This is a genomic window from Couchioplanes azureus (genome assembly GCF_014648355.1).
Taxonomy (GTDB): domain Bacteria; phylum Actinomycetota; class Actinomycetes; order Mycobacteriales; family Micromonosporaceae; genus Actinoplanes; species Actinoplanes azureus.
This window is the reverse complement of the sequence record NZ_BMQY01000005.1, coordinates 68,437-94,957: the sequence shown is the minus strand read 5'-3', so window position 1 is coordinate 94,957 and position 26,521 is coordinate 68,437. Positions and strand designations below refer to the sequence as shown.

General features: G+C 71.2%; 20 protein-coding genes and 1 pseudogene. 17 read left to right on the top strand and 4 right to left on the bottom strand.

What is annotated here, in order from left to right; translation table 11 throughout:
- Window positions 1-400 precede the first annotated feature (400 nt).
- The 11 genes and pseudogenes from ahcY (at window position 401) to hpf (ending at window position 13,571) form a co-directional block, all read left to right on the top strand.
- The gene (ahcY, locus tag IEY99_RS18965; protein ID WP_189205038.1) at window positions 401-1,867 is read left to right on the top strand and encodes an adenosylhomocysteinase; all 1,467 of its coding nucleotides are present in this window, start codon (window positions 401-403) and stop codon (window positions 1,865-1,867) included.
- Between the two features lie 221 nt (window positions 1,868-2,088).
- Window positions 2,089-2,934 carry a helix-turn-helix domain-containing protein gene (locus IEY99_RS18960; RefSeq protein WP_229798961.1) on the top strand — a complete coding sequence of 282 codons (846 nt, stop codon included), beginning with the start codon at window positions 2,089-2,091 and terminating at the stop codon, window positions 2,932-2,934.
- 44 nt (window positions 2,935-2,978) lie between these two features.
- Window positions 2,979-3,179 (top strand): DUF397 domain-containing protein, encoded by a 201-nt coding sequence (locus IEY99_RS18955; protein WP_189205037.1) that lies wholly within the window; start codon window positions 2,979-2,981, stop codon window positions 3,177-3,179.
- A 149-nt stretch (window positions 3,180-3,328) separates the two neighbouring features.
- The gene (gene efeU / locus IEY99_RS18950; RefSeq protein WP_189205036.1) at window positions 3,329-4,189 is read left to right on the top strand and encodes an iron uptake transporter permease EfeU; all 861 of its coding nucleotides are present in this window, start codon (window positions 3,329-3,331) and stop codon (window positions 4,187-4,189) included.
- 12 nt (window positions 4,190-4,201) lie between these two features.
- A complete protein-coding gene (gene efeO / locus IEY99_RS18945; RefSeq protein ID WP_189205035.1) occupies window positions 4,202-5,350 on the top strand; it encodes an iron uptake system protein EfeO in 1,149 nt (382 codons plus the stop codon).
- An 8-nt stretch (window positions 5,351-5,358) separates the two neighbouring features.
- Window positions 5,359-6,609: an iron uptake transporter deferrochelatase/peroxidase subunit gene (efeB, locus tag IEY99_RS18940; protein ID WP_189205034.1), complete on the top strand. Its 1,251-nt coding sequence runs from the start codon at window positions 5,359-5,361 to the stop codon at window positions 6,607-6,609.
- Window positions 6,610-6,809: 200 nt separating this feature from the next.
- Entirely contained in the window at window positions 6,810-7,499 is a 690-nt protein-coding gene (gene mtrA / locus IEY99_RS18935; RefSeq protein WP_071802806.1) for an MtrAB system response regulator MtrA, read from the top strand.
- Between the two features lie 212 nt (window positions 7,500-7,711).
- A pseudogene (gene mtrB / locus IEY99_RS18930) lies at window positions 7,712-9,328 on the top strand (MtrAB system histidine kinase MtrB); the annotation flags it as partial.
- A 485-nt stretch (window positions 9,329-9,813) separates the two neighbouring features.
- Window positions 9,814-11,682, top strand: a complete 1,869-nt coding sequence (locus IEY99_RS18925; RefSeq protein ID WP_189205033.1) for an LpqB family beta-propeller domain-containing protein — start codon at window positions 9,814-9,816, stop codon at window positions 11,680-11,682.
- 285 nt (window positions 11,683-11,967) lie between these two features.
- On the top strand, window positions 11,968-12,756 hold the full coding sequence (locus tag IEY99_RS18920) for a ComF family protein (protein ID WP_189205809.1): 789 nt from the start codon (window positions 11,968-11,970) through the stop codon (window positions 12,754-12,756).
- 194 nt (window positions 12,757-12,950) lie between these two features.
- Window positions 12,951-13,571, top strand: coding sequence for a ribosome hibernation-promoting factor, HPF/YfiA family (hpf, locus tag IEY99_RS18915; RefSeq protein ID WP_189205808.1), 621 nt, complete (start codon window positions 12,951-12,953; stop codon window positions 13,569-13,571).
- 386 nt (window positions 13,572-13,957) lie between these two features.
- On the opposite strand, the gene IEY99_RS18910 is transcribed toward hpf, so the two are convergent.
- The gene (locus tag IEY99_RS18910; RefSeq protein ID WP_189205032.1) at window positions 13,958-15,130 is read right to left on the bottom strand and encodes a GNAT family N-acetyltransferase; all 1,173 of its coding nucleotides are present in this window, start codon (window positions 15,128-15,130) and stop codon (window positions 13,958-13,960) included.
- A gap of 516 nt (window positions 15,131-15,646) precedes the next feature.
- Here IEY99_RS18910 and secA point away from each other — a divergent pair.
- Complete coding sequence (gene secA, locus IEY99_RS18905) at window positions 15,647-18,544, top strand: preprotein translocase subunit SecA (RefSeq protein WP_189205030.1); 2,898 nt, start codon at window positions 15,647-15,649, stop codon at window positions 18,542-18,544.
- 328 nt (window positions 18,545-18,872) lie between these two features.
- Here secA and IEY99_RS18900 read toward each other — a convergent pair whose 3' ends face one another.
- Both IEY99_RS18900 and IEY99_RS18895 read right to left on the bottom strand, forming a co-directional pair.
- Window positions 18,873-19,679 (bottom strand): Rv3235 family protein, encoded by an 807-nt coding sequence (locus tag IEY99_RS18900; RefSeq protein WP_189205028.1) that lies wholly within the window; start codon window positions 19,677-19,679, stop codon window positions 18,873-18,875.
- A gap of 110 nt (window positions 19,680-19,789) precedes the next feature.
- Window positions 19,790-20,002 (bottom strand): helix-turn-helix domain-containing protein, encoded by a 213-nt coding sequence (locus IEY99_RS18895; RefSeq protein ID WP_189205807.1) that lies wholly within the window; start codon window positions 20,000-20,002, stop codon window positions 19,790-19,792.
- 181 nt (window positions 20,003-20,183) lie between these two features.
- Between IEY99_RS18895 and IEY99_RS18890 the strand changes: the two genes are divergently transcribed.
- Window positions 20,184-20,687: a DUF6912 family protein gene (locus tag IEY99_RS18890; RefSeq protein WP_373293403.1), complete on the top strand. Its 504-nt coding sequence runs from the start codon at window positions 20,184-20,186 to the stop codon at window positions 20,685-20,687.
- A gap of 19 nt (window positions 20,688-20,706) precedes the next feature.
- Here the strand turns inward: IEY99_RS18890 and IEY99_RS18885 are convergent, their stop codons facing one another.
- On the bottom strand, window positions 20,707-21,933 hold the full coding sequence (locus IEY99_RS18885) for a hypothetical protein (RefSeq protein ID WP_229798959.1): 1,227 nt from the start codon (window positions 21,931-21,933) through the stop codon (window positions 20,707-20,709).
- 127 nt (window positions 21,934-22,060) lie between these two features.
- Here IEY99_RS18885 and pruA point away from each other — a divergent pair, with 127 nt between their 5' ends.
- From pruA to ftsE, 4 genes are all read left to right on the top strand, one after another.
- The gene (gene pruA, locus IEY99_RS18880; protein ID WP_189205024.1) at window positions 22,061-23,689 is read left to right on the top strand and encodes an L-glutamate gamma-semialdehyde dehydrogenase; all 1,629 of its coding nucleotides are present in this window, start codon (window positions 22,061-22,063) and stop codon (window positions 23,687-23,689) included.
- 266 nt (window positions 23,690-23,955) lie between these two features.
- Complete coding sequence (locus tag IEY99_RS18875) at window positions 23,956-24,471, top strand: PadR family transcriptional regulator (protein WP_189205022.1); 516 nt, start codon at window positions 23,956-23,958, stop codon at window positions 24,469-24,471.
- Window positions 24,472-24,537: 66 nt separating this feature from the next.
- Window positions 24,538-25,650, top strand: a complete 1,113-nt coding sequence (prfB, locus tag IEY99_RS18870) for a peptide chain release factor 2 (RefSeq protein WP_189205020.1) — start codon at window positions 24,538-24,540, stop codon at window positions 25,648-25,650.
- Window positions 25,651-25,803: 153 nt separating this feature from the next.
- Entirely contained in the window at window positions 25,804-26,484 is a 681-nt protein-coding gene (ftsE, locus tag IEY99_RS18865; RefSeq protein ID WP_189205018.1) for a cell division ATP-binding protein FtsE, read from the top strand.
- Window positions 26,485-26,521 lie beyond the last annotated feature (37 nt).

The window sequence follows — 26,521 nt, the reverse complement described above, 5'->3', positions numbered from 1 at the left end:
CGGCCCGGCACCACGTGGAGATCGCGCGGCGCCACGTGGAGACCGCGGCGCCAGGCCGAGGGTGGAAGTCGAGCGCGCCGCAGCCGGGCTGGGGTCCGCCGCTGCCCCGACGGGGCGAGGCGCCGCTTTGCCGGCTTCGCCGGGGCCGGGGGGCCGGGACGGTGGCAAAGTCCGCGGCGCTGTGGGCGGTGGTTGCCCTATGGCGAAGGTGGCGGCGCTGATGGTGCGGTGGGGCGGCGGGTAGGGGACGTCGGCAAGTTTCGGGGGTTTTTGCGGTTGGGGAGTTTGTGCCCGTACCTGAAAGGGTCTGGTTTGTTACCGCCCAACCACCCACGTCTCGGACAAATGCCGCGCGTAGAGTGGCATGCTGCGTATCCCCATCTCGCCAAGCACCGGGAGCATGATGAGCAGCAAGCGCCCCACATCCGTGGCCGAGGGTGACTACAAGGTCGCCGACCTGTCGCTCGCCACGTTCGGCCGCAAGGAGATCCAGCTCGCCGAGCATGAGATGCCCGGCCTGATGTCGCTGCGCAAGGAGTACGGCCCGAGCCGGCCGCTGCGTGGCGCGCGGGTGACCGGCTCCCTGCACATGACCATCCAGACCGCCGTGCTGATCGAGACGCTCGTCGCCCTCGGTGCGGAGGTGCGCTGGGCGAGCTGCAACATCTTCTCGACGCAGGACCACGCCGCCGCCGCGATCGTCGTCGGCCCGGACGGCACGCCCGAGTCCCCGAAGGGTGTTCCGGTGTACGCCTGGAAGGGCGAGACGCTGGAGGAGTACTGGTGGTGCACCGAGCAGGTGCTGCTCTGGCCCGACGGCGAGGGTCCCAACATGATCCTCGACGACGGCGGTGACGCCACGCTGCTCGTGCACAAGGGTGCCGAGTTCGAGAAGCTGGGCGCCGTGCCGTCGGCCGACACCGCCGATTCCGAGGAGTACGCGGTCATCCTCGAGCTGCTGGCCCGCTCCCTGAAGGAGGACGACCGCCGCTGGACCCGCGTCGCGGCCGGGATCAAGGGCGTCACCGAGGAGACCACGACGGGTGTCCACCGGCTCTACGAGATGCAGCAGAACGGCACGCTGCTCTTCCCGGCGATCAACGTCAACGACTCGGTGACCAAGAGCAAGTTCGACAACAAGTACGGCTGCCGCCACTCTCTGATCGACGGCATCAACCGCGCCACCGACGTGCTCATCGGCGGCAAGGTCGCGGTCGTCTTCGGGTACGGCGACGTCGGCAAGGGGTGCGCCGAGTCGCTGCGGGGCCAGGGTGCCCGGGTCATCGTCACCGAGGTGGACCCGATCTGCGCGCTGCAGGCCGCGATGGACGGTTACCAGGTGGCCACGATGGAGGACGTGGTCGAGACCGCCGACATCTTCATCACCGCGACCGGCTGCTTCGACGTGATCACCCACGAGCACATGGCGCGGATGAAGCACCAGGCGATCGTGGGCAACATCGGCCACTTCGACAACGAGATCGACATGGCCGGGCTGGCGAGGCGCAAGGACGTCACGCGGGTGACCGTGAAACCGCAGGTGGACGAGTGGAGGTTCGCCGACGGCCACTCGGTGATCGTGCTCTCCGAGGGGCGCCTGCTGAACCTCGGCAACGCCACCGGCCACCCGTCGTTCGTGATGAGCAACAGCTTCTCGAACCAGACGATCGCGCAGATCGAGCTGTTCACCCGTACGGATGAATACCCGATCGGCGTCTACGTGCTGCCGAAGCACCTGGACGAGAAGGTCGCCCGCCTGCACCTGGACGCGCTCGGGGTCAGGCTCACCGAGCTGACCAAGGAGCAGGCCGCCTACCTGGGCGTCGCGGTCGAGGGGCCGTACAAGCCGGACCACTACCGGTACTGATCCTCTGTAGACGACGAAAGGCGAACCGGTGGTTGCCGCCGCCGGTTCGCCTTCCTTGTCCGCGCGCCGCCCCCGCAGGCGATGCGCAGGGCGCGAAGCCCCCCGCCCGGCGGCCCGCACCCAAGTTCGTACCTCTTCTCCCATTAGCACATGCCGTCCGCCGATCTGCAAGTGCATAAAGTGCCATGCGCGTCGCGCTGCGTTACCGGTACGGTGGGCGCGTGGCAAGACCGACATCGATGGCCGCGCGCCGCGAGCTCGGCGACGAGCTCCGCCGGCTGCGCGGTGAGCGCCGAGGTGCCGAGGTCGCGGCCGCGCTGGGCTGGTCCGAGTCCAAGTTGAGCCGCATCGAGACGGCCCGTACCGGGATCAGCGACCCCGACCTGGAACGGTTGCTGCGGGTGCTCGAGGCGTCGGGCGACCAGCGGTCGCGGCTGCGGGAGCTGGCCGGCCGCGGCCGGGCCCGGGTCTGGTGGGCCCCGTACCGGTCGTCGGTCGCCGACCGCTACGACGAGTACGTCGCCTTCGAGGCCGAGGCCGCCACCATCTGCGAGTGGGAGGCCCAGGTGGTGCCGGGCCTGCTCCAGACCGACGAGTACGCGTACGCGGTCATCGAGGTCGGTGCCGACGTCCAGGACCCCGAGACGCTGCACCGGCGTACCGCCCTGCGGATGGCCCGGCAGACCGTGCTGACCCGCGAACCCCCGCCCCGGCTCTGCATCGTGCTCGACGAGTCGGCGCTGCGCCGCGAGGTAGGCGGCCGGGCCGTGCTGCGGCGCCAGTTGGAGCGGCTGTACGAGGCGAGCCACCGCCCGGGCATCGAGCTGCGGGTGCTGCCGCTCTCGGCCGGGGCGCACGCCGCCCTGGGCGAGACGTTCCTCATCTTCGAGTTCGCGGACGGCCGCGCCCCGGTGGTGCACAGCGAGGATCTGGTCGGCGGGCAGCTGCGGACGAAGGACGCCGACGTGCAGGTGTACCGCGACGCCTTCGCCGACCTGCGGAGCCGGGCGCTCCCGGTGGGGCCCTCCCGCGAGCTCATCGCTCGAACAGGCGACCACCTCCGCTGATTTGATCATCGTTGAAGCGGATGAGTTTTCATTCGTGAAAGGGCATGACATTGCAGCAGCGCACCCTGACCTGGCACAAGAGCAGCCGCAGTGCCGCCGCAGGACACTGCGTGGAGGTGGCCCCCGCGACCGCGGTGGTCTTCGTCCGGGACTCCAAGAACGCCTCCGGGCCGGTGCTGGAGTTCGCGGCCGAGCGCTGGGCCGACTTCCTCGCCGGCGTCCGCGACGGTGAGTTCGACCGCTGACCAGCCGTCGTGGCGGGTGGTTCCCTTCGAGCCGCCCGCCACGACACTTCTGTGACGGGAGCGACGCAAGCGGGGCTTGACGGATGAGCCTGCGCCGTGGCTAAGGTGTGCCGAACCTAAGTTAGGGATGCCTTAGCAAACGGAGTGCCATGCTCGCCACCTACCTCATCGGCCTGCGCGAGGGGTTGGAAGCCACGCTGGTGGTGAGCATCCTCGTCGCCTTCCTGGTGAAGTCCGGTCGCAAGGACCGCCTCGTGCAGGTCTGGTCCGGCGTGGGGCTCGCCGTCGCCCTCTCGGTCTTCTTCGGCTGGCTGCTCAGCTACACCTCGACCACGCTGCTGCAGAAGTACGAGCACCGGGAGCTGTTCGAGGCGGTCACCTCGATCCTCGCCGTCGGCTTCGTCACCTGGATGATCTTCTGGATGCGCCGGGCCGCCCGCTCCATCGCCGGCGAGCTGCGCGGCAAGCTTCAGGACGCGCTCGCGGTCGGCTCGCTCGCGGTCGCCGTGATGGCCTTCCTCGCCGTGATCCGCGAGGGCCTCGAGACCTCGTTGATCTTCTACTCCGCCGTGCAGGGCGCGTCGTCCGGCTCCGGGCCGCTGGTCAGTCTGTGCGCCGGCATCGCGTCGTCCGTCGTCATCGGCTGGCTGATGTACGCGACCGCCGTACGGATCAACCTCACGCTCTTCTTCACCTGGACCGGCGGGCTGCTGATCCTCGTCGCGGCCGGCATCCTCAAATACGGCGTGCACGACTTCCAGGAGGCAAACGTCCTGCCCGGGCTCAACACCCTGGCGTACGACGTGAGCGGCGTGCTCGACCCGAGCGCCTGGTACACCGCCCTGCTCACCGGAATGTTCAACATCACCCCCACGGCGTCGGTGCTGGAGACCGCCGCCTGGGCCGCGTACGGGATCCCCGTCCTCGCGATCTTCCTCTGGCCCGCGCGCGGGAAGGCGCCGGCGCCCGTCACCGAAACCCCCGCCCCGGCGTCCGCGCCTCAGCAGTAGGAGAACCGTTCCATGCGTACCACCCCCTTGCTCGCGCTGGCCGCCGCCGGACTGCTCGGCGGCAGCCTGGCCGCCTGCAGCGGCGACTCCGGGACCAGCGGCTCCGGCTCGACCGCGGCCGCCGGTGGCCCGATCGCCGTCAAGGCCTCCGACACGACCTGCGAGGTCGCCCGGAACACCACCGCCGCCGGCACCAGCGTCTTCTCCGTCACCAACGGCGGCAACAAGGTCACCGAGTTCTACGTGTACGCCGCCGGCGACCGGGTCATGGGCGAGGTCGAGAACATCGCGCCCGGGCTCTCCCGCGAGCTGCACGTCGAGCTGCCGGCCGGGTCGTACGAGACCGCCTGCAAGCCCGGCATGATCGGCAAGGGCATCCGGGCGGCGTTCACCGTCTCCGGCTCGGCCACCCCGCTGACCGCCGACGCCAAGCTGGCCGACGCCACCGCCAGCTACTCGCGCTACGTGAAGAGCCAGACCGCCGCGCTGCTGCCCAAGACCGAGGAGTTCGTGGCCGCGGTCAAGGCCGGCGACGTCGACAAGGCCAAGGCGCTGTTCCCGATCGCCCGTACGTACTGGGAGCGCATCGAGCCGGTCGCGGAGATCTTCGGCGACCTCGACCCGAAGATCGACGGGCGCGAGGAGGTCATCGAGGAGGGCATGGCGTTCACCGGCTTCCACCGCCTCGAGAAGGACCTCTGGGCGGCGAAGCCCGACGTCTCCAAGGACGGCCCGATCGCCGACCAGCTGCTGGCCGACGTGAAGGAGATCGTCGCCAAGGCCAACGCCGAGAAGCTGTCCCCGCTGCAGCTCGCCAACGGCGCCAAGGAACTGCTCGACGAGGTGGCCTCCGGCAAGATCACCGGCGAGGAGGACCGCTACTCGCACACCGACCTGTGGGACTTCAACGCCAACGTCGAGGGCTCCAAGGCCGCGATCGCCGCGCTGCGCCCGGTGCTGGAGGAGCGCGACCCCGCCCTCGTCAAGACGCTCGACACCGAGTTCGCCAACGTCGACGCCGCGCTGTCCGCGCACCGCGCCGGCGACGGCTGGAAGCTGCACAACCAGCTCAGCAAGGCCGACCTCAAGGCTCTGTCGGACGCGATCAACGCGCTGGCCGAGCCGATCTCCAAGGTCGCCGCGGTCGTCTCCAAGAAGTAGGGGCTCCCATGACCGACAGCTCCGTGTCCCGCCGGCGAGCCATCGCGCTCGCCGGCGTCGGCGTGGCCGGAATCGCCGGCGCCGCCGCGGTGGGTGGTGCTCTCGCCCGGGGCGCGACCCAGGACGAGGCGGGCAATGCCGCCGAGGGTGCGATCGCCTTCACCGGCGCGCACCAGGCGGGCATCCTCACGCCCGCCCAGGACCGCCTGCACTTCGTCGCCTTCGACGTGATCACCAAGGATCGCGAGCGCCTCGTCCGGATGCTGAAGGACTGGACGGCGGCCGCCGCGCGCATGACGGCCGGCCGGGACGCCGGGGAGATCGGGGCCGTCAACGGCATCCCGGAGGCGCCGCCGGACGACACCGGCGAGGCGCTCGGGCTGCCCCCGTCCGGGCTCACCCTGACCGTGGGCTTCGGCCCGACGCTGTTCCGCGACGGCGCGGGCAGGGACCGCTTCGGTATCGCCGCGAAGCGCCCGCCGGCCCTCGCCGACCTGCCGCACTTCCCCGGCGACGTCCTCGACCCCGCGCTCTCCGGCGGCGACCTGTGCGTGCAGGCCTGCGCCAACGACCCGCAGGTCGCGGTGCACGCCATCCGCAACCTCGCGCGGATCGGCATGGGCGTGGTCAGCGTGCGGTGGTCGCAGCTGGGCTTCGGGCGTACGTCGTCCACATCGCGCACCCAGGCCACCCCGCGCAACCTCTTCGGCTTCAAGGACGGCACGGCCAACGTGAAGTCGGAGGAGACCGACCTCGTCGAGGAGCACGTCTGGGCCCGGCCCGGCGACGGCCCGGAGTGGATGACCGGCGGCTCCTACCTGGTCACCCGCAAGATCCGCATGATCATCGAGACCTGGGACCGCTCGCCGCTGTCCGAGCAGGAGGCGATCGTGGGCCGGCACAAGGGCACCGGCGCGCCGCTGGGCAAGGCGGACGAGTTCGAGGAGCCCGACCTGCCGTCGCTGCCCGACACCGCCCACGTACGGCTCGCCCACCCGAAGTCGAACAACGGGGCACGGTTGCTGCGCCGCGGATACAACTACGTCGACGGCTCCGACGGTCTCGGGCGGCTGGACGCCGGGTTGTTCTTCATGGCGTACCAGCGGGATCCGCGCAAGCAGTTCGTGCCGGTGCAGCTCAACCTGTCCCGGCACGACGAGATGAACGAGTACCTCAAGCCGGTGTCGCAGGGGTTGTTCGCTTGTCCGCCCGGCGTCTCCGGAACGGACGACTACTGGGGAAAGACGCTGTTCGCCTGACGTCATCATCCGGGCCCGCGGTTTCCCCGCGGGCTCGGATCGTCTGCCCTCGCGGGTGACTCCGGCGTGTTCCCCGCGGTCGGAGGACCGGGCCGGGTCTGGATTTCGGGCGTCCGCCGGGCCATTATCGGCTGCGCCACCCGCGCTTGATCGACGGGCGGTCACACGGGCCGGAAGGGGACAGTGCAATATTGGATCGCATGAGAGCCCGCGTACTCGTCGTCGACGACGACCCCGCGCTGGCGGAGATGCTCGGCATCGTCCTGCGCAGCGAAGGTTTCCTGCCCTCCTTCGTGGCCGACGGTGAGCGGGCCCTCGCCGCGTTCCGGGAGAACAGACCCGACATCGTCCTGCTCGATCTGATGCTGCCCGGCATGAGCGGCATCGACGTCGCCCGGGCCATCCGCACCGAGTCCGGCATCCCGATCGTCATGCTGACCGCCAAGAGCGACACGGTCGACGTGGTGCTGGGGCTGGAGTCCGGCGCCGACGACTACGTGGTCAAGCCGTTCAAGCCCAAGGAACTGGTGGCGCGGATGCGCGCCCGGCTGCGCCGCGGTGAGGACGCCGCCCCGGAGCTGCTGACCATCGGACCGCCCGGAAACCAGATCACCATCGACGTGCCCGCGCACACCGTCACCCGCGACGGCGAGGAGGTGAAGCTGACGCCGCTCGAGTTCGATCTGCTGGTCGCGCTCGCCCGCAAGCCGCGCCAGGTCTTCACCCGGGAAGTGCTGCTCGAACAGGTCTGGGGATATCGGCACGCGGCCGACACGCGGCTGGTCAACGTGCACGTCCAGCGGTTGCGCGCCAAGATCGAACCGGATCCGGAGCGGCCGGAGATCATCTTGACCGTACGGGGGGTTGGGTACAAGGCCGGCACCGGCTGATCGTCGCTTCCTGGGCCTGGGGTGTTTCCCGCGGCCGGCGATGTTTCCGGGCCCGGCGGCGTTTCCGCGGTCTGGCCGGGTTTCCCGGCCGTCGTTCTTCCGAGCCTTTCGGCTCGGCCGGAATCGTCAGAGACCGGTAAGCAGCGTGGGGCGGGCTGGAGGCCCCGGAGGGACTAACCTTGCCCCCGATGCGTGCTCCTGCCTGGCTCCCGATGCCGATCCGCCGCACCCTCAGGGTGGTGCGGCGCTATTGGCGTGCCGCCGTGCGCCGGTGGATGAGGGTCTCGGCCCCCGCCCGCCGGGCGTGGCGGCGCTCCCTGCATCTGCGGGTCGTCACCCTCACCCTCGTGGCGTCCAGCCTGCTGGTCGGCGGCTTCGGCTGGTTCATCGCCGACCGCAGCACCAAGATCCTGCTCGACCGCGCCGAGGACGAGGTCTACTCGCAGCTGCAGCGCAAGGTCGACTATGCCTACCGGCAGCTCACCGTGCACCGGCAGGTGCGCGACCCGAAGCTGTCGACCACCATGAACGACACGGTGACCCGGCTCGCCGACGGCGACCCCGCCGAGAGCGGCGGCGCGATCGTCTCGCTGCGCGCCGACACCTTCCCGGCCGACCTCGAGCCGGTCACCTCCACCAAGGTCGACACCGCGTCGCTGATCACCCCGGAGATGATCCGCGACGTCTCCGGCAAGAGCCTGGTGGTGCAGCAGATCCGCACCGCCCAGGTGAGCGGCGTCCAGACCAAGTATCTGGTGTACGGCTCGCCCGTGCCGACCAGTTTCGGCCACGTCGAGCTCTACTACCTCGTGCCGCTGACCACCGAGGATCGCGCCGCCAACCAGATCCGCACGACGGTGCTGGTCACCGGCCTCGCGCTGGTGATCCTGCTCGGCGTCGTCGCCGGCCTGGTCACCCGCATGGTGGTGACGCCGGTCCGGGTCGCCGCCCGCACCGCCCAGCGGCTCTCCGCGGGCCTGCTCGACCAGCGCATGAAGGTCGCCGGCGAGGACGACCTGGCCCTGCTCGCCGCCTCCTTCAACCAGATGGCGGCCAACCTCCAGCGCCAGATCGTGCGCCTGGAGGAGATGTCCCGGCTGCAGCGGCGGTTCACCTCCGACGTGTCGCACGAGCTGCGGACGCCGCTCACCACCGTGCGCATGGCCGCCGACCTGATCTTCGCCGAGCGCGACGGGTTCGACCCGGCCGTGGCGCGCAGCGCCGAGCTGCTCCAGGCCGAGCTGGACCGCTTCGAGAGCCTGCTGACCGACCTGCTCGAGATCAGCCGCTTCGACGCCGGCTTCGCCGCGCTCGACGCCGAGCACACCGACCTGGTGCCCATCGTCGAGCGGGTCGCCGAGCGCCTCGCCGGCCTCGCCGAGCGGGTGGGCGTGACGATCGACCTGCGCCTGCCGGAGACGCCGGTCATCGCGGAGGTCGATCCTCGCCGCGTCGAGCGCATCCTGCGCAACCTGATCGGCAACGCCGTCGAGCACGGCGAGCGCAAGCCGGTCGAGGTCACCCTGGCCACCGACGAGGCGGCGGTCGCCATCACCGTGCGCGACCACGGCGTCGGCCTCAAGCCGGGGGAGGAGCGCCTGGTCTTCAACCGCTTCTGGCGCGCCGACCCGTCCCGGGCACGCCAGACGGGCGGCACCGGCCTCGGCCTGTCCATCTCGGTCGAGGACGCCCGCCTGCACGGCGGCTGGCTCGAAGCCTGGGGCGAACCGGGCGGCGGCGCCCAGTTCCGTCTCACCCTGCCGGTGCGCTCGGGCGACCGCCTGGTCGCGGCCCCCCTCCCGCTGATCCCCCGCGACCGCGCCGTCGACGAGCTCCCCCCGCCCCCCACTCCCGCCGACCGCACCACGGACGAAGCCCCCGCCTCGCCACTTCCGCCATCACCCATCCCCGGCCCGCAAGCCCCTGTCACCCGGCCGTCGGCCGCCGGTCCGGGAGCCTCTGCCGCCGGGGCGTCCGCCGGCGGGCCGGCCGCCAAGGCCTCCGACTCGGAGCCGGCAGCTGTCGTCGCCGGGTCGTCCGGCTCTGTCTCGGCCGTCTCCGCTGTCGCGTCCGCCGGGGCGGATCCGACTCTCGCTGTGGCCGATGCCGGAGAAGCGGCGTCGTCGGATGACGCGGGCAGCGACACGCGCCCGGACGGCGCTTGTCCGTCGGGCGGGGCTTCGCCGGGTGACCTTTCGGTCTCCGGCGGCACCTCTGCTGGCGGTGGCGGTTCCCGCGCGGGTGGCGGGGTGTCGGTGCCCGGGGACCGGGATGCCGACGGTGAGGGCGTCGACGAGCCTGCGGAGGTGGGACGGTGAGGCAGAGCCTGTCGCGTGTCGGGGCGCGAGTCCGGCGCCGGTCCGGCGCGTTGGTGGCCGCCGCGCTGGCCGGTGCCCTGGTGCTCGGCGGCTGCGGCATTCCCGACAACACCGATGTCGTGCATATCGGGTCCGGCCCGTCCCGGGGCTTCGCTTCCGGCGACGACAGCGCGCCGGCACGCCACGACCGCACGTCCGCCAGAGACACGGCCGAGTTGGTGAAGTACTACCTCGAGGCCGCCGCCGGGGATCCCGACGGCGCGCTCGCGCGGGTGAAGAGTTTCCTCTCGCCCTCCGCCGCGGCGACGTTCAAGGCGTCCAGCGAGATCAGGGTGGTGCGCCTGATCGACAATCCTCTGGTCAACCCCGGCAGTGACAAGGTCACCGTGAACGCACGGACGGTCGGGGTGCTCGGGCACAACGGTGTGCTGGACCCCGTGCCGGACAAGGGCGTCACGCCGTACCCGCTCACCGTCAAGTCGATCGCCGACCAGGCCGGCTTCTTCGTCACCGAGGCGCCGCAGGTGCTGCTGCTCAGCGACACGGCGCTCAACAACTACTTCGAGCGCCGGCCGATCTACTTCTGGAACCAGGACCGCACCTCCCTGGTGCCGGACGTGCGGTACCTGCCCAAGGACATGCCGTCCGAGCAGGAGCCGCAGCAGATCATCAAGTGGCTCATCGAGGGGCCGGCGCGCTGGCTTTCCGACGCCGTGGAGCCGCTGCCCGACGGCACCGCGCTGCTCGGCAACGTGCCCGCTGTCAGCAACGACAAGCTGCAGATCACCCTCAGCGCGCAGTCCGTGCCGCCGGACCAGCCGAAGGCCCTGGACCAGCTGCGGCGCCAGCTCATGTGGTCGCTCAGGCCCAATCTGCCCGGCGTCCTGGAGCTGAAGATCGGCAATCAGGAGCAGAACGACTACGACGGCAACGACTACCTGACCAGCAACCCGACCTATCGGCTCCCGGACCCGCCCGAGCGGTTCGTCATCTTCAACGGCCAGATCCGGCGGATGTCGCGATCGCCGGGTGCCACGGATGCGATCCCGGTCATCCGGCCGGGGGCCAATCGCAACGTCAAGGCGGCGGCGATCGCGCACGGCGTCACGCCCGGCCCGGGAAACTGGCGATATGCGGCCCTGGTCACCGCCGACAAGAAGCGCCAGGTGCTCCGGGTGGGCGGCGCGCCGATGGGTGAGCAGACCGATCTGCGCCCGGTGCAGTTGCCCGGCGGCTCGACCGGCCAGCCCGTCTGGGCCATCTCGTCCGACGAGCCGAAGACCGGCGCCATCGGCCTGATCACCGTCGGCGGGAAGCTGCACAGCTTCTCGGCGGACGGCTCGCAGATTCGCCGGGTGGCGGTGCCGGGCGCGGACGGCTGGATCTCGGCCGTGGCGGTCGCACCCGACGGGCGGCGGATCGCGCTGGCGGTGGGTGGCGTGCTCTATCTGGCGGTGCTGAACACCGGCGCCGACGGGCCCCAGCTCTCCACCCCGTCGCAGGTCCAGGTGCCGGCGCTGGAGTCGGTGTCCGCCGTCGACTGGGGGACCGAGTCCTCCCTGATCGTGGCCGGCAAGCGCGCCGACAAGGACCGCGTCGCCATCATCGACACGACGATCGACGGGATTCAGCACAGCGAGCTGCAGCCGGACATCGGCACCGACACCGTGACCTACCTGGCGGCGTACCCGGTGAGCCCGGTCAGCGGCAAGACGTCGCCGGACGTCGTGCAGTACATGGCGAACGGCGCGGCGTTCGACGCGCTGTCGGGGCTGCCGGAGAACATCAAGGTGTCGGACCTGGCGGATCCGGTACCCGACCCGGTCCCCGGAATGGCGCCCGTCTCGCCGTTCTTCCTGCGCTGAACGGCACAGGCAAGTGTTGCGGGGCGCTCGTTCGCCGGGCTTCGCCCCTTCACCGCACGGCGCAAGAGACTGCGACAGGCGGATTTTCGGCATGGCGGTTCGGGCTTGCGGAGGCCGGGGTGCGGGGATCCCGGTCCGGGACTCCGGTGGGCGCAGGCCGGGTCCGGGCGGCGGGGCTGGGCGCGGCCGAGCTGCTGCCGGCCGGGCCCGTTCCCGAGCCCGGGCCCCCGAGCCGAGGTGGCGGGCGTGATCAGCCGGCTCGGTGCCGACCTCGCCGACCTGGTGATGCCGAGCGCCTGTGCCGGCTGTGGCGCCGAGCGAGTGCCGTTGCGGTATGGCACTTGCGGCCCGTGTGTCTCGTTCCTGGAGGCGCTGCGGCCGTACGCGACGACACCGGAACCACCGCCGCCCGGGATGCCGGGCTGTGTGGCCGTGGGCGGCTACGCCGGGGCGCTGCGCGGGGTGCTGCTGGCGTACAAGGAACGGCAGCGGCACCGGCTCGCCCGTCCCCTCGGCGCCTTGCTCGCCGGCGCGGTCGTGGAGGCGGCGAGCCGTGCGGGCGGCGGCCGTGGCGTACCGATGCTGGTGGTGCCGGTGCCCTCCACCGCGAGCGCGGCGCGGCAGCGCGGGGGCGATCACATGGCGCGACTGGCCGCACACGCAGTGCGCCGGTTGCGGGTGGCCGGTTGGCAGGCTGATGTCGGGCGGGTGCTTCGCGCGCTCCCGCGCCCTGACTCCGCGTCACTGACGGTAGCCGAACGGGCGGCGGCCGCTGAGAATTCCCTGCGAATCAAGGGTGCTCGGATCCGCATTCCGCGGCGGCGGCCGACGATCGGAGGCACCCTGATAGTGGTTGACGACATCGTCACGACGGGGGCCACTCTGGCCGCGGTGACGGTACGGCTCCGGGAGGCAGACATGCAGGTCGCGGGTGCTGCAGTGCTGGCGGCGACGCGGCTGCGCAAGGTTCGCGGGACGGCGCGGGACGAGGTCCGCGTCCGGGCGGCGTCGGGGACGAAAGTCCCTGGATCCGTTCCCCGAACGAGGGGTGACGGGCGGCCGTCGGCAGGTTAGCGTCATGGTGACGAGGGTGAGCGAGCTCGCCCACCCGCCACCGGAGCGAAGTCGACCAGATTCTGACCCGCCGCACCGGAAAGGAGTGTCCTCGTAAGCCGTATCGGTCATGTGCGCGGGATCGCTCCGTGATCCCCGGCGTCACCGGTACCAGCACCACCGCGTCGAAGTGCCAACGTTGGGGGAGGTCACGAGTGGACATTGTCGTCAAGGGCCGCAACGTAGAGGTTCCCGATCACTACCGGGAACATGTCGCCGACAAGCTGGCAAAGGTCGAGCGCTACGACCAGAAGCTGATCAGGGTCGACGTGGAGCTCTTCCACGAGCGCAACCCGAGGCAGTCCGACAACTGCCAGCGCGTCGAGATCACGGTCGTGACCCGTGGGCCCGTCATCCGGGCCGAAGCCACAGCCAAGGATTTCTACGGCGCCTTGGACGGCGCCATCAACAAGCTCGACGGCCGTCTGCGCCGCGCCGCTGATCGCCGGCGTGTGCACCGCGGACGCCACGCGCCGGTCTCCGTGGCCGCCGCCACCGCCGGCCTGCCGACCGACCTGCCGAGCGTCACGCCGCAGGTCGAGGACACCGCCGCCGCCCTCGAGCTGGCCGAGCACGACGACAACCAGCCGTGGCGCATCGTCCGCGAGAAGGAGCACCCCGCGGACCCGATGACCGTCGACGACGCCCTCTTTCAGATGGAGCTCGTCGGCCACGACTTCTATCTCTTCCATGACAAGGAGAGCGGCCGGCCCAGCGTCGTCTACCGGCGGCGGGGCTACGACTACGGCATCCTCAGCCTGGAAGCGAGCGCCTGACCACTGTGCCTGACGGCCTTCCTTCGACCGGCGGGGATCCCGCGCCGGAGGGCGGGTGCCGGCGACACCACGGCCGTTCGTGATGGCTTTCCTCCGGTCGGCGGGGATCCCGCCCCCGGAGGTCGGTGCCGCACGGAAGCGGGCCGGGCCGCACGCAGATCGGCGTCCATGAAGGGACGCACGTCGGCGTTCCACAAAAGCGCGCACGCAAGCAGGCAGCGCCGCACGGGTGGTCGGCGCTGCACGGATGCGGGTCGCGGGCGCGCGGATGCGGGCCGCCGACGGTAGCGGTGCGGGTCGGGCACCGGGCACGGGCGCGACCGGCCGGCTCGGCGGCCTCGGCCGGCCGGGGCCGCGCGATGGTCACCGGCCGGGGCGTGACCAGGTCAGCCGTCGAGGCGGGGGCCTTCGGTGAGAAGATCCTCCGCCAGGAGGGCGAACTGGACGTCGTCGCTGCGGCGCCCTCCGGCTCCGGGCAGGCGCGAGCGCAGGTACGCCTCCCGCTTGAACCCCGCCTTCTCGAGCACCCGCTGCGACCCCAGATTCGTCGGCAGGGCCCCCGCGATGAGGCGGGCGACCCCCGTCTCGGCGAACGCCCACAGCGACAGCAGCTGGGCCGCGCGCGTCGGATAGCCGCGGCCCCGCCAGGCGGGCATCATGCTGTATCCGATCATCGCCTGGCCGGTGCGCGGCTCCTGGTAGTAGAGGCCGATCTCGCCGGTCGGCGTGCCCGTGGCGGTGTCGACGATGACCAGGTCCGCGCGGTCGCCGGCCAGCCAGTGCGAGGCGGACCAGGCGCAGCGGCGCCGCATCTCCTCGGGGCTGGGCGGCACGGGCGGCACGGTGGTCGCCACGACGTCCTCCTGTGAGTGGAGCTCCGCATAGAAGGCGAGGTCCGAGGCGGCGAGCGGGCGCAGGGTCACCACGCCGTCGGTGAGCTCGCCGCCGGGCAGGTCGGGCAGGAGCCGCTCGACCGGTCCCGGCGGGTCGTCGGCCAGCCGGGCGTACGCCAGCGCGTCCTCGCGGGCCTGCCCCAGGGACCCGTCCTGGCCGACGCGAGCCGGGTCTTCGCCGGGGCCGGGCAGGGCCGCCCGGCGTACGCCCTCGGGCCGGAAGCCGGCCGCCAGGGCGACGCGCTGGCTCGCCGCGTTCTCCCGGTGCGTGAGCAGCTCCAGCCGGGCCAGCCCGGTGTCGAACGCGTGCCCGGCCAGCGCCCGGACCGCCGCGGTGGCCACGCCGCGGCGGCGCGCCCACGTCCCGGTCCAGTAGCCGATCTCGGCCTGCGCCCGGCCCGGCTGCACCCGGTCGATGCCGACGCCGCCGAGCAGCCGATCGGTGACCGGGTCGGCCACCGCGTAGAGGCCGCCGCCGGCGGCGAACATGCGCGGTGCGAGCTCGGCGATGTACTCCTCGGCGTGCGCGCGAGTGAACGGCACGGGCAGCACCGTCGCGAAGCGGCGCATGTCCGGGTCGTTGTAGCCGGCCAGCAGGTCGTCCAGGTCCTCCGGGCGCAGGCCGCGCAGCCGCACGCCGTCGCCCGGGATCGCGGGAACGATCACGTAGAGTCACCTTTCGCAGCCATGTCGCCCGGCGGCCGTGCCGCCCGCCTCGACGAGGGGGTGGGGAGACGCCAGCCACCCGGGAGTCACGTCGTCACGGCCTGCCACGACAGGCCGTCCATCGGGCCGGATTCTGACACGCCCGGACCCCTACCTCGGCGTTCCCGGCCGCCACGGGCGGGTCCGCCCGCCTCGTCGCCCGGAAGCGTCCGTACCGGCGCCGCCTGCCCGTCCGCCTCCGCCAACGATGACCCTGCCGCCGGCAGGTGACGACGCCGCGCCAGCAGAAGGGGACGAGCCGGCCCGGGGGACGGCGTGACCAGGCCTCACGGCGCGGCGCGCCCGGCACGACGCCCGAGCGTGCCGCCGGGTTGCAGCCTGGCGGAAAGATGCGCTGTCAGCGAACTCCAGGCCCTATTTCGTCCTCTTTGCGAGCTTACTGGGAGGCTCGGGTCACGGCACGCGAGGGAAGACGCCTACGATGGTTCCGCAGACCGTCTAGGGGAGCGTTGACCCGTGTCGATTTTGGAAAAAGTCCTTCGTGCCGGCGAAGGCCGCATGGTGCGCCGCCTCAAGGCGATCGCCAATGCGGTCAACTCGATCGAGGACGAGTACACCGACCTCACCGACGACGAGTTGCGGGAGCAGACCGAGCAGTTCAAACAGCGCATCGCCGACGGGGCGTCGCTGGACGACCTGCTGGTCGAGGCCTTCGCGGTCGCGCGCGAGGGCGCGCGCCGGGTGCTGGGCCAGCGGGCGTACGACGTCCAGCTCATGGGCGGCGCCGCGCTGCACTTCGGCAACATCCCGGAGATGAAGACCGGTGAGGGCAAGACGCTGACCGGCGTCTTCCCGGCATACCTCAACGCGCTCGGCGGCGAGGGCGTGCACATCATCACCGTGAACGACTACCTCGCCCAGCGCGACGCCGAGTGGGTCGGCCGGGTGCACACGTTCCTCGGCCTGACCGTCGGCGTGATCCTGCCCAACCGGCCCGCCGCCGAGCACCGCGCCGCGTACCAGTGCGACATCACGTACGGCACGAACAACGAGTTCGGCTTCGACTACCTTCGCGACAACATGGCGTGGTCGGCCAGCGAGCTGGTGCAGCGCGGGCACAACTTCGCCATCGTGGACGAGGTCGACTCCATCCTCATCGACGAGGCGCGCACCCCGCTGATCATCTCCGGCCCGGGCGAGCACTCCGCCCGCTGGTACGGCGAGTTCGCCGCCCTGGTCGGCCGCCTCCAGCGCGGCAAGGACGGCGAGGGCGACTACGAGGTCGACGAGGCCAAGCGTACGGTCGCCATCACCGAGCGTGGCGTCGCCCGGGTGGAGGACCGCCTCGGCATCGACAACCTGTACGAGTCGGTGAACACCCCGCTCGTGGGCTACCTGAACAACGCCATCAAGGCCAAGGAGCTCTACAAGCGGGACAAGGACTACATCGTCGACGAGAACGGCGAGGTCCTGATCGTCGACGAGTTCACCGGCCGCATCCTGCACGGCCGCCGCTACAACGAGGGCATGCACCAGGCCATCGAGGCCAAGGAGGGCGTGGAGGTCAAGCAGGAGAACCAGACCCTGGCGACCATCACCCTGCAGAACTACTTCCGCCTCTACAAGAAGCTCGGCGGCATGACCGGTACGGCGCAGACCGAGGCCGGCGAGTTCAACCAGGTCTACAAGGTCGGCGTCGTGAGCATCCCGACGCACCGGCCGATGATCCGCATCGACCACCCGGACGTCATCTACAAGACCGAGAAGGCCAAGTTCAACGCGGTCATCGAGGACATCGCCGAGCGGCACGCCACGGGTCAGCCCGTGCTGGTTGGCACGGTGTCGGTCGAGAACTCCGAGATCCTCTCGCAGCTGCTGCGCCGCCGCGGCATCCCGCACAGCGTGCTGAACGCGAAGTTCCACGCCCAGGAGGCGCAGATCATCGCGCAGGCCGGCCGCAAGGGTGCGGTCACGGTCGCCACCAACATGGCCGGCCGCGGCACCGACATCCTGCTCGGCGGCAACCCCGAGTTCCTGGCCGCGTCCGAGCTGCACCACCGCGGCCTCGACCCGGTGGAGAGCCCGGAGGAGTACGCGAAGGCGCTCGAGGAGGTCATGCCTTCCGTGAAGGAGGCCTGCGAGCAGGAGGCGGCCGAGGTCATCGCCGCCGGCGGCCTCTACGTGCTCGGCACCGAGCGCCACGACTCGCGCCGCATCGACAACCAGCTGCGCGGCCGCTCCGGCCGCCAGGGCGACCCGGGCGAGTCGCGGTTCTACCTGTCGCTGCAGGACGACCTGATGAAGCGGTTCCGCGCCGGCGCGGTCGAGGCGGTCATGGACCGCTTCAACATCCCGGAGGACGTCCCCATCGAGTCGAAGATGGTGACCCGCCAGATCCGCAGCGCCCAGACCCAGATCGAGGCGCAGAACGCCGAGATCCGCAAGAACGTCCTCAAGTACGACGAGGTGCTCAACAAGCAGCGCATGGTCATCTACGCCGAGCGCAAGCGCGTGCTCGACGGCGAGGACATGCACGACCAGGCGCAGCACATGGTCGACGACGTCGTCGCCGACTACGTCCGGGCCGCCACCTCCGAGGGGTACGCGGAGGACTGGGACCTCGAGCAGCTCTGGACCAACCTCAAGCGGCTGTTCCCGCTGAGCCTGACGATCGACGACGTCGTCGAGGAGGCCGGCGGCGAGCGCGGCGGCCTCGACCAGGACTTCCTCATCGCCCGGATCAAGGAGGACGCCCAGCGGGCGTACCAGGCCCGCGAGGAGGAGCTGGGCGAAGAGGCGGTCCGCGAGCTGGAGCGCCAGGTCCTGCTCGCGGTCATCGACCGCAAGTGGCGCGAGCACCTCTACGAGATGGACTACCTGCAGGAAGGCATCAGCCTGCGGGCGTACGCCCAGCGCGACCCGGTGGTCGAGTACCAGCGCGAGGGCTTCGACATGTTCAACCAGATGATGGAGGGCATCAAGGAGGAGGCGGTCGGCTTCCTCTTCAACCTGGAGGTCCAGGTCGAGGAGGCGCCCACGGTCACGGTCGACCCGTCCCAGGCCCGCGCCATGCCCACCGCGGCCGAGGAGCCGGAGCAGCACGTCGAGGTCCGCGCGAAGGGCCTCGGCGGCGGCCGCCGCCCGCAGAACCTGCAGTACACCGCCCCCGCCATCGACGGCGAGGCCGGCGCCGGGTCCCCGCAGATCCAGGAGGCACAGCAGGCGCCCGCACTGGGCATCGGCCCCGCCCCGGTGGTGCCGGCCAGCCCGGCCCACACCGGCGCGCACCGGGCCCCGTCGGGCCGCGGCTCCGGCGAGGCGGAGGCGAGCAGCGGCCCGTCCCGCAACGCGCCGTGCTACTGCGGCTCGGGCAAGAAGTACAAGCGCTGCCACGGCGCGCCCGGCAACGCCTGATCCGTCGGAGCTTTCCGCACCCGGCCTCGCGCGAGTTCGCTCGCCGAGGCCGGGTGTTTCTCGTCCGGGCGCGTGAGGCCCAGGACGGCCGCCGCCTGCACCGCTCAGCGGACGCCCCGGGGGGCTGCGTGGTCGGCTCAGATGCCAGAAGCCGTGGTGGGCTCGGGCGCAGCACCGTGGTCCGGCTCGGGTGGGCGAGCGGGGTCGGTTCGCCTGGGAAACCGCGGTCGGAGCCGGCGCAGAGCCGGGTTCAGAGGGGCGCAGGGCCCGGGGCAGGGCCGCGGTCAGAGTGGGGCAGGGCCGCGGTCAGAGTGGGGCAGGGCCGCGGTCAGAGCAGGTGGAGGACGGTCGCCAGCCAGGCTTGGTCGTGTTGCTCCAGGCGGAAGGCCATCGCCAGGGTGCGGTCGCCGACGATCAGCACCGCGGCGGCCTCGACCGCGCCGGGGCGGGGCTCGCAGAGGCTGGACCTCAGCACCGCCACCGGTGCGGGACGGCGGGCCCGGAAACGGCCCTGCGGGCCGGCATCGTGCCGTCTGACGCGGGTTTGTGCCACCTTGTGGGCCGCCGCGACGCCCTGTGCCACTACCGCGGCGGCCTCGCGGGGTTGGGCGAGCCTGCGAAGGTGCGTCGCCGGGCGGTAGCCGTTGAGGACCTCGACGCAGGAGTGCACGAACCTGCGGACCGCCAGCTTGGCGTCGGCCGAAGCCCCGGACACCACCGTCCGGCGGGCTGGCAGGAATGGCGGGTACGGCTGGGATACCCAGGACGGCGGGGCTGGCGAGGAGTGCTCGGTGGGCGAGCAATGCTGTGTGGGAGAGGAGTGCTGCATGGGGGAGGAGTGCTGCTTGGGGGAGGAGTGCTCGGTGGGCGAGGAGTGCTCGGTGGGTGAGGACCGCCGGGCCGGCGAGGACTGATGGGGTAGCGAGGGTCGCTGCGGTGGCCAGGACTGGCGGGACGGCGGGGACGTCCGGGCGGGGCCTGCCGCGGCGAGGCGGGACCAGTCCAGGGCCAGCTGATGCGGTGACTGCCACGGGTCCGGCTCGCGTTCGTCGTCGAAGCCGGGCTCGCCGCGCGGTGCTTTGCGGAGGCGGATCGCCGGTGCGGTCCGCTGCCTCTCCCAGGTGGCCGTTGCCATCTTTCACCCCGATCCTTGCGTTTGCCTTCGTTTGCCTACGACAACGAGTGTCCCGAGGGTGTGGAGAAGCGTCAATGCCAGCTTCGGATGCTGTGGAAAACCGGGGAGGTTCAGTCCGCGTCGCGCTCGGTCAGCGGGTTCTCCTGCACCCACGCCGCCGTCTCCGCGTACTTGCGCTCGATGTATTCCTCGAGCCTGGCCCGTTCCACGCGCCACTGACCGCGCCCACCGATCTTGATCGCGGGCAGCTCCCCGCTGCGGACCATGTGGTAGACCTGCGAGTCGGAGACGTTCAGCTCGGCTGCCACGTCGGACAGCAGCATGAACCTGGCCTCCACGGGTCCTCCGGTCGTCGGTGTGGCGCACGTGTCCTCAGTTTGCCACCGTTTGCTTGCGGCTGGTGCAAGAGATCCCCAGAGTGCACAGCGGGAACGCGTCGTCCGGTAGCGTGCGCGGCGGTGTACTAGAGGGACGGTCGAGTCGCCCAGGGGGATGAGAGTGCCGATCACCGATCTGGTCCGGGTGTATGTGCCCGCCACCGTGCCGATGCTGGCCGCTCTCCGGGATTCCGGCCGGCTCGGCGACGGCCCGGTGGTCGCGCATGCCGTCACCCCCGCCCTGCGGGAGTGGTACGCGGAAGGCGACGAGGAAGAGCTGGAGTACGTCGCCTTCACCCGCGCCGCACAGGCCGCGCTGCAGCTGCTGCGCCACGATCCCGCGGCGCCGCGCCGGAGGGTGGTCGTGTCGGCCGACGTGGCCTCGACCGGGCTGGTCCGCGAGGACGTCGAGCTGGGGTCGAGCACCGTGCGCCTGCCGCAGCCCGTCTCCTTCAAGGAGGTCGCATCCATCCACGTGGACGGTACCGACGCCGCCGAGGCGGTCGCCGCGGCCGCGGAGGTGGTCGACGAGGCGCTGGCCGGCGACCCGGACGCCCAGTTCACCGTCGACGGGGCCGAGGACCACGAGCTGGAGTGGTACGCGGTCAGCGAGATCGACGAGCTGGTCTGAAAGCTCCGGCCTGGCCCGGTCAGTCTTCTTTGCGGGCCGGCGAGCCGGGGGAGGCCGGCGTGGCCGAGGAGGCCGGCGTGGCTGCAGAGGCCGGCGTGGCTGCAGAGGCCGGCGTGGCTGCAGAGGCCGGCGTGGCTGGAGAGGCCGGCGTGGCTGGAGAGGCCGGCGTGGCTGGAGAGGCCGGCGTGGCTGGAGAGGCCGGCGTCGCCGAGGAAGCTGGCGCGTCAGCGGAAGCGGGGGCGGCAGAAGAAGCCGGCGTGGCGGTCGAAGCCGCGGTGGCCGTCGAAGGTGTGGCAGAAGCCGGCGAGGCGTCTGTGGCCGGGTCGGTGGGGGAGCCGAGCGTCCGCCCCACCGCCACCATCGCGGTGAACGCCCCCACGAAGAGCACGACCAGCGCGATGTTCAGCCGGGTCCCGCTGAGCACCTGCTGCACCGTCAGCTCCAGCTCGCTGATCTTGCCGGCGAGCTCCAGCACCCGGGCTCCCGCCGTACGCGTCAGAAGCTCGGCGACGACCAGCAGCAGACCCGGTCCCGCGCCCGCGAGGGCGTAGAGCGGCCACTGCACGTCGGCGCCGCTGCGACGGTGGGCGTGGCGCATCAGCCGGTACGCGACGAGCCCGGCGGCCAGGCCGGCGATCGCGCCCTGCACGAAGCCGAAGTATCCCGCGGCGCTCGCCTGCGAGGCCGCGGTGTCGCCCGCGCCGAGCGCCGGCAGCAGCGTGTCCTGCCCGAAGCTGAGCAGCATCCGGACCAGGAACACGGCGATCGCGCCGGCGCACGCGGCCGCGGTCACGCGGGGGTAGCGGAAGCCGGCCAGGGTGCCGCCGATCGTCGCCGCGGCCGCGACGGTGCCGGCGACGACCGCGTAGATCCAGCCCTCGGTGTTGATCGTGAAGAACGCCAGGGCGCCGAGGAGGCCGACCGCGAGGCCGGCTCCGGTGGCGAGGACGAAGCGTACGGTGACGCCGGGCTCGCGGCCGTTGCGGGCGAGGAAGGCCCGGACCGCCAGGGCGACGGCCGCGCCCGCGACGAGGCTGGCGGAGACGGCTCCGGGCATCGCGTAGGCGGTGGAGGTGACCTCCATCTCGGCGTTGGTGTGGCGGGTGATGGAGGCCCGCGCCGACCAGATCATCGCGGCCGTCCACAGCAGGCCGGCGACCGCCAGGACGATGCCGGGGGAGGATGCCCGTTCCGGTCCCTCCTGGGCTGCTTTGCCCTTCGTGACCTCGCTGTCCGCCTCACTCATGGGCCTCAGGGTACGCGGCCGCACCGGCACCTCCGACGCCCCGGGAGGCCGCCCCGCGCGTGCGAGGATGGAGCCGCGCGACACACGATGTCGGCTCAGCTGAACCCACAAGGTCGAGGAGTACGTGATGGACGCCCACTTTTCCGTGCCCGTGCCACGGAATGAGCCCGTACGTGGTTATGCGCCCGGCAGCCCCGAGCGCCTCTCCCTGCAAGCGCGGGTCGAGGCCCTCGCGGCCGAGCGCCTCGAGCTGACGAACACCATCGACGGCGTGCAGCGGATGGGCGGCGGCGAGCGGATCGACGTCGTGCAGCCGCACAACCGGCACCACGTGCTCGGCGTGACCGGCAACTCGACCCACGAGGACGCCGCGGCCGCCGTGGCCGCCGCCAAGCGCGCCGCCCCGGGCTGGCGTGCGCTGCCCTACAGCGAGCGCGCCGCCGTCTTCCTGCGCGCGGCGGAGATGCTGGCGGGCGGCTGGCGGGACACCCTGAACGCGGCCACGATCCTGGGCCAGTCGAAGTCCGCGTACCAGGCCGAGATCGACGCCGCCTGCGAGCTGATCGACTTCCTGCGCTTCAACGTCGCCTTCGGCGAGCAGATCCTCAGCGAGCAGCCGCAGTCGGCGCCCGGCATCTGGAACCGCTTCGACCACCGTCCGCTCGAGGGCTTCGTCTACGCGATCACCCCGTTCAACTTCACCGCCATCGCGGCCAACCTGCCGGCGGCGCCCGCGCTGATGGGCAACACCGTGGTCTGGAAGCCGTCGCCGACCCAGCAGTTCTCGGCGCACTTCACCATGCGGCTGTTCGAGGCGGCCGGGCTGCCCCCGGGCGTCATCAACATGGTCGCCGGCGACGGCCTCGCGGTCTCCGACGTGGTGCTCGCCGACCCGGACCTGGCCGGCATCCACTTCACCGGCTCGACGGCCACGTTCCGGCACCTGTGGCGCGAGGTCGGCTCGCACATCGACCGCTACCGGTCGTACCCGCGGCTGGTCGGTGAGACCGGCGGCAAGGACTTCGTCTTCGCGCACGCCAGCGCCGACGTGGACGCGCTGCACACCGCGCTCGTGCGGGGCGCGTACGAGTACCAGGGCCAGAAGTGCTCGGCGGCGTCGCGGGCGTACGTGCCGCGCAGCATCTGGGACGGCGGCCTGCGGGACCGGCTCGCGGCCACGGTGGCCTCGATCAAGTACGGCGACGTCACCGACCTGTCGACCTTCGGCGGCGCGGTGATCGACGGCCGGGCGTTCGCCAAGCACGCCGAGGCCCTGGACCGGATCAAGAACAGCGCCTCGTGCACGGTGCTCGCCGGCGGCACGGCCGACGACAGCGAGGGCTGGTTCGTCGCCCCGACGCTGGTGGAGTCGACGGACCCGGCGCACGAGGTCTTCACCACCGAGTACTTCGGCCCGATCCTCGGCGTGCACGTCTACGACGACGGCGACTTCGAGGGCGCGGTGGCCCAGGCCGAGGCGGTCTCCCCGTACGCGCTGACCGGCTCGATCTTCGCCACCGACCGTACGGTCGTCGACTGGGCGTCGGCGGCCCTGCGCAACGCGGCGGGCAACTTCTACATCAACGACAAGCCGACCGGAGCGGTCGTCGGTCAGCAGCCCTTCGGCGGCGCCCGGGGCAGCGGCACCAACGACAAGGCCGGCTCGATGCTGAACCTGCTCCGGTGGGTCTCGCCGCGGACGATCAAGGAGACGTTCGAGCCGCCGACGGCCTGGGAGTACCCGCACATGGGGTGATTGTCCTGGTTAGTGGGTCGTCGTCCTTTCTTCACGAAAGGGAGGGCGGCGGCCCGCGGCCTTTGTGGCGCTTCCCGACTTCGAGCGCCGTCTGACCGATTTCGTGCTCCATTCTACCGCGTGACACCCGTCCTCAAGGGCGAAACGCCCGGTCACGACCCTCGTGGTCGGACTGTCTGTGCGGGACAGTCGCTTGTGGAGACGCAAATTGGACGGATCGGGCGAAATCCTGGACGCCGGAGCGACAAAGTGGCAGCTTAGAAGGCATGCCCGACTCTCAGATCAATCCCACGGCTGCCGCACTGCTCGGCCTGCTGCACGATGGGCCGATGACCGGCGGACAGCTCATGGCGGCTGCCGAACGCCGCCTCGGGCCCTACTGGTCGATGACGCGGAGCCAGGTCTACCGCGAACTGCCGGTCCTCGCCGAGATGGGCTTCGTCCGCCTCGGCAAGCCCGGACCACGGTCCAGCCAGCCCTATGCCATCACCGCCGCCGGCAAGCGTGCCTTCAGCCGGTGGCTCGCCGAGGCGCCCGGCCGCGATGCGATTCGCAACCCGGTCGCCCTGCGCGTCGCCTTCGGCCAGCAGCACGCCGGTGGCCAGCTCAAGACGCTCTACACCGGCGCCAACGAGTATCACTCGGAGGCCCTGGCCATGGCCCGCGAGCAGGCCAAGGAGGCCAAGAAGGCGGGAGACCAGTACGGCGCCGCCGCGCTGGAGTTCGCCGTCGCGTACCACAAGGCGGCCCTGACTTGGCTCAAGGCCGCCCCCGCGGAGTGATGGCGGAACTACGCACCACGGGCCGCCCGGCCACGACACGGGCCGGGCGGCGTATTCTTGACCGTCGTGAGTGCAGCCGACTTTCCTGAACAGCTCAAGGCCCTCGACGCCACCCTGCGCAACATCGAGAACGTGCTCGACCTCGACAAGCTGCGCCGGGACCGTGCGGAGCTCGAGGAGCAGGCCTCCGCCCCCGACCTGTGGGACGACCAGGCCCGGGCCCAGGACGTCAACTCCCGGCTGTCGTACGTCGCCGGCGAGATCTCGAAGATGGAGAAGCTGCGCTCGCGCCTCGACGACGCCGGCCTGCTGCTCGAGATGGCGCAGGCCGAGGGCGACGCCGACTCGGTCACCGAGGTCGGCGACGAGCTGGTCAAGCTCCAGAAGGCCATCGAGGAGATGGAGGTCCGCACCCTCCTCTCCGGCGAGTACGACTCCCGCGAGGCCGTCGTGGCCATCCGGGCCGGCGCCGGCGGCGTGGACGCCGCCGACTTCGCCGAGATGCTGCTGCGGATGTACCTGCGCTGGGCGGAGCGCCACGGCTACCCCACCGAGGTGTACGAGACGTCGTACGCGGAGGAGGCGGGCCTGAAGTCGGCGACCTTCGCGGTCAAGGTGCCGTACGCGTACGGCACGCTCAGCGTCGAGTCGGGCACGCACCGCCTGGTCCGGATCAGCCCGTTCGACAACCAGGGCCGGCGCCAGACGAGCTTCGCCGGCGTCGAGGTGATGCCGGTCGTCGAGCAGACCGACCACATCGAGATCCCCGAGAACGAGATCCGGGTGGACGTCTACCGTTCGTCGGGTCCCGGTGGACAGAGCGTCAACACCACCGACTCCGCCGTGCGCCTCACGCACATCCCCACGGGCATCGTCGTGACGTGTCAGAACGAGAAGTCGCAGCTGCAGAACAAGGCCTCCGCCATGCGGGTGCTGCAGGCGCGGCTGCTCGAGCGCAAGCGCCAGGAGGAGGAGGCGAAGCTCGCCGGCCTCAAGCAGGACACCACGGGTTCCTGGGGCGACCAGATGCGCTCGTACGTGCTGCACCCGTACCAGATGGTCAAGGACCTGCGCACCGAGCAGGAGACGGGCAACCCGTCCTCGGTCTTCGACGGCGAGCTCGACGACTTCATCGAGGCCGGCATCCGCTGGCGCAAGCAGAACCAGATGGCCGGCTGAGCCGGCCGCGACACGCCGCCTGAACGATGAGTCAGGCGGCGTTCACGTTCGGTGTACCTCGCGCGCGCGGCGGGGAAGATCTGCCCCGAAGGACGCGAAAACCGTCCACCGGCGGGCTTGGCGTTTCCGTTACACCGCGTAGACTCTCCACCCGTGATTCAGCTCGAGAACGTGACGAAGACGTATCCGAAGGCGTCTCGGCCGTCGTTGGACGATGTCAGCGTCGGTATCGAGAAGGGTGAGTTCGTCTTCTTCATCGGCCCCTCCGGTTCCGGCAAGTCGACGATCATCAAGCTGCTGCTGCACGAGGTGTCCCCCTCGCGCGGCAAGGTGGTGGTGAACTCCAAGGACGTCACGGCGATGCGGTCCTGGAAGATCCCGCACTTCCGCCGCTCGATCGGCTGCGTCTTCCAGGACTTCCGGCTCCTGCCCAATCGCACGGCGTACGAGAACGTGGCCTTCGCCCTCGAGGTCATCGGCAAGACCAAGGCCGTGGCGCGCCGGGTCGTGCCCGAGGTGCTCGAGCTGGTCGGCCTCGGCGGCAAGGAACACCGTTACCCGCACGAGCTCTCCGGCGGTGAGCAGCAGCGTGTCGCGGTCGCCCGGGCGTTCGTCAACCGGCCGCTGATCCTGCTGGCGGACGAGCCGACGGGCAACCTGGACCCCGACACGTCGATCGAGATCATGCGCCTGCTCGACCGGATCAACCGGACCGGCACCACGGTCGTGATGGTCACCCACGACTCCAACATCGTCAACCAGATGCGCCGCCGGGTCATCGAGATCGAGAGCGGCCGGATCGTCCGCGACCAGGCGCGCGGCGTCTACGGCTGACGCTCCCGGGCCCCGCGCCCCTTCGACTGCTCTGATT